This is a genomic window from Allokutzneria sp. NRRL B-24872 (assembly GCF_002155965.1).
Classification (GTDB): Bacteria; Actinomycetota; Actinomycetes; order Mycobacteriales; family Pseudonocardiaceae; genus Allokutzneria.
Map to the genome: position 1 here is coordinate 1 of NZ_MUMH01000258.1, position 1,179 is coordinate 1,179.

Annotated in this window: 3 protein-coding genes; 1 reads left to right on the top strand and 2 read right to left on the bottom strand. The window is 66.7% G+C overall.

The genetic code is table 11. The annotated features are described in order from the left end of the window. Window positions 1–478: alpha/beta fold hydrolase (locus CCN37_RS37050; protein WP_143262011.1), on the top strand; the 478-nt coding region annotated here is incomplete at its 5' end. A 119-nt stretch (window positions 479–597) separates the two neighbouring features. Here the strand turns inward: CCN37_RS37050 and CCN37_RS41870 are convergent. Continuing rightward, a complete protein-coding gene (locus CCN37_RS41870) occupies window positions 598–804 on the bottom strand; it encodes a DUF6355 family natural product biosynthesis protein (RefSeq protein WP_086830048.1) in 207 nt (68 codons plus the stop codon). Between the two features lie 97 nt (window positions 805–901). Then, window positions 902–1,179: hypothetical protein (locus tag CCN37_RS41200; protein ID WP_210408386.1), on the bottom strand; the 278-nt coding region annotated here is incomplete at its 5' end.

The window sequence follows — 1,179 nt, forward strand, 5'->3', positions numbered from 1 at the left end:
CGGCGTGGTGCTGCTCGACCCCACACCGATCAACGATCCCGACATCTGCGCCCGCCTGGAACGCACGATGCGCGTGGTCAGCCGGTTCGCCGCACTTCCGTTCGGCAGCCGACTCATCGCCGCCCTCCTGCGCGTCGCGAACGAACGGACGACCCGGCGGCTGCGACTCCGACCGGACTGCGCCGCCGCGTTGGCGAGGACGAAGTTCGACGTTCCCCAACTGGTGGCGGCGGTGCACGGCATCACCGACATCTCCCGGGCGATGCGTGAGCAGGACCTGCCCCGCCTGCCCTCGGCAGTGGTCACGGCCGACCGCAAGCCCGACGCGGCGACCCGCCTCGCCCACCAGCGACTGGCCAGCGCGTTCGGTGCGCCGCTGCTGCTCTGGCCGGGCGCGACCCACAGCGTCCACCTCGACCACCCAGATGACACTCTGGCCGCCGTGCGCGAGGTGGTGGCAGCAACAGCTCGCGGGTAACAGGAACAGCGCGCCTGAGATTGACAGTACGTCGAGGAACAATTCGCAGGAGCATGGTCAACGCCATCGAGCGTGAATGCCATCAGCGATTGAAATCTGCCAGACAGCTCTTGAGGAGGTCAGCAGAGTCGACCGGCGTACCAGGCGTTGCTGATCTCGTTCGCGGGGCCGAGGATGTGGGCCCCGGTGGACAGGCACACCGTGCGATCCAGGCCGTTGGTCAGCCGGTAGGTCACGTGGACCCGGGTGTTGTCCTTGGAGACGTGGTTGTACCAGGCGTTGCCGCCCTTCTTGTAGAAGCCGGGAATCCCGTCGGTCGCGNNCATGAGATTGCCACCGATTTCTGAATTGTTTTCATTGGCTGACACTTCGCCCCAAAATTAAGTAGCCGCGAATACGCCGTCAACGGGTTTCATCGTGATCTCAACCAACCCAGACCCCGCTCGGACCGTTGGCAGAGTCACACCTCCGTCGCGGGTACTTCGCCAGCGTTTTTTCCGCCTTGACGCGTGCGGTGTTCGACCCACCGATGTTGGGCGGGGACGGCACGCGGCGCGGGTTGATCAGGACCAGGGTGCTGAGCACCGCGAGTGCCGACAACGCCGCCGAGACGGTGAGCACGGCTCCCGCCCCGTCGGCCACGGCCGTCGCGCCGGAACCGCCGTGACCGGTGAAGACCGCGCCGAGCCGGCGATCCTGCG